The 2500-nt window shown below is 53.1% G+C and carries 2 rRNA genes (both cut by a window edge); both read left to right on the top strand.

Annotation, left to right across the window (positions count from 1 at the left end):
- A 16S ribosomal RNA gene (locus NYE62_RS00990) occupies positions 1–1517 on the top strand (it extends 33 nt beyond the left edge of the window).
- Between the two features lie 175 nt (positions 1518–1692).
- Positions 1693–2500: ribosomal RNA gene (locus NYE62_RS00995) — 23S ribosomal RNA — on the top strand; it runs 2122 nt beyond the window's last position.
- Together the 16S and 23S rRNA genes form the textbook arrangement of a ribosomal RNA operon.

Consider the following 2500-nt stretch of genomic DNA (forward strand, 5'->3'; position numbering starts at 1 on the left):
CGCTGGCGGCGTGCCTAATACATGCAAGTCGAGCGGACAGATGGGAGCTTGCTCCCTGATGTTAGCGGCGGACGGGTGAGTAACACGTGGGTAACCTGCCTGTAAGACTGGGATAACTCCGGGAAACCGGGGCTAATACCGGATGGTTGTTTGAACCGCATGGTTCAGACATAAAAGGTGGCTTCGGCTACCACTTACAGATGGACCCGCGGCGCATTAGCTAGTTGGTGAGGTAACGGCTCACCAAGGCGACGATGCGTAGCCGACCTGAGAGGGTGATCGGCCACACTGGGACTGAGACACGGCCCAGACTCCTACGGGAGGCAGCAGTAGGGAATCTTCCGCAATGGACGAAAGTCTGACGGAGCAACGCCGCGTGAGTGATGAAGGTTTTCGGATCGTAAAGCTCTGTTGTTAGGGAAGAACAAGTGCCGTTCAAATAGGGCGGCACCTTGACGGTACCTAACCAGAAAGCCACGGCTAACTACGTGCCAGCAGCCGCGGTAATACGTAGGTGGCAAGCGTTGTCCGGAATTATTGGGCGTAAAGGGCTCGCAGGCGGTTTCTTAAGTCTGATGTGAAAGCCCCCGGCTCAACCGGGGAGGGTCATTGGAAACTGGGGAACTTGAGTGCAGAAGAGGAGAGTGGAATTCCACGTGTAGCGGTGAAATGCGTAGAGATGTGGAGGAACACCAGTGGCGAAGGCGACTCTCTGGTCTGTAACTGACGCTGAGGAGCGAAAGCGTGGGGAGCGAACAGGATTAGATACCCTGGTAGTCCACGCCGTAAACGATGAGTGCTAAGTGTTAGGGGGTTTCCGCCCCTTAGTGCTGCAGCTAACGCATTAAGCACTCCGCCTGGGGAGTACGGTCGCAAGACTGAAACTCAAAGGAATTGACGGGGGCCCGCACAAGCGGTGGAGCATGTGGTTTAATTCGAAGCAACGCGAAGAACCTTACCAGGTCTTGACATCCTCTGACAATCCTAGAGATAGGACGTCCCCTTCGGGGGCAGAGTGACAGGTGGTGCATGGTTGTCGTCAGCTCGTGTCGTGAGATGTTGGGTTAAGTCCCGCAACGAGCGCAACCCTTGATCTTAGTTGCCAGCATTCAGTTGGGCACTCTAAGGTGACTGCCGGTGACAAACCGGAGGAAGGTGGGGATGACGTCAAATCATCATGCCCCTTATGACCTGGGCTACACACGTGCTACAATGGGCAGAACAAAGGGCAGCGAAACCGCGAGGTTAAGCCAATCCCACAAATCTGTTCTCAGTTCGGATCGCAGTCTGCAACTCGACTGCGTGAAGCTGGAATCGCTAGTAATCGCGGATCAGCATGCCGCGGTGAATACGTTCCCGGGCCTTGTACACACCGCCCGTCACACCACGAGAGTTTGTAACACCCGAAGTCGGTGAGGTAACCTTTATGGAGCCAGCCGCCGAAGGTGGGACAGATGATTGGGGTGAAGTCGTAACAAGGTAGCCGTATCGGAAGGTGCGGCTGGATCACCTCCTTTCTAAGGATTTTAACGGAATATAAGACCTTGGGTCTTATAAACAGAACGTTCCCTGTCTTGTTTAGTTTTGAAGGATCATTCGATTCTTCGAGATGTTGTTCTTTGAAAACTAGATAACAGAAGTAATTCACATTCAATTAGTAATGCAAGATATCACGTAGTGATTCTTTTTAACGGTTAAGTTAGAAAGGGCGCACGGTGGATGCCTTGGCACTAGGAGCCGATGAAGGACGGGACGAACACCGATATGCTTCGGGGAGCTGTAAGCAAGCTTTGATCCGGAGATTTCCGAATGGGGAAACCCACCACTCGTAATGGAGTGGTATCCATATCTGAATACATAGGATATGAGAAGGCAGACCCGGGGAACTGAAACATCTAAGTACCCGGAGGAAGAGAAAGCAAATGCGATTCCCTGAGTAGCGGCGAGCGAAACGGGATCAGCCCAAACCAAGAGGCTTGCCTCTTGGGGTTGTAGGACACTCTGTACGGAGTTACAAAGGAACGAGGTAGATGAAGAGGTCTGGAAAGGCCCGCCATAGGAGGTAACAGCCCTGTAGTCAAAACTTCGTTCTCTCCTGAGTGGATCCTGAGTACGGCGGAACACGTGAAATTCCGTCGGAATCCGGGAGGACCATCTCCCAAGGCTAAATACTCCCTAGTGACCGATAGTGAACCAGTACCGTGAGGGAAAGGTGAAAAGCACCCCGGAAGGGGAGTGAAAGAGATCCTGAAACCGTGTGCCTACAAGTAGTCAGAGCCCGTTAACGGGTGATGGCGTGCCTTTTGTAGAATGAACCGGCGAGTTACGATCCCGTGCAAGGTTAAGCAGAAGATGCGGAGCCGCAGCGAAAGCGAGTCTGAATAGGGCGAATTGAGTACGTGGTCGTAGACCCGAAACCAGGTGATCTACCCATGTCCAGGGTGAAGTTCAGGTAACACTGAATGGAGGCCCGAACCCACGCACGTTGAAAAGTGCGGGG

Origin of the sequence: Bacillus sp. FSL K6-2861, from assembly GCF_038630725.1 — a bacterium.
In the GTDB taxonomy this organism is placed as follows: Bacteria; Bacillota; Bacilli; order Bacillales; family Bacillaceae; genus Bacillus; species Bacillus velezensis.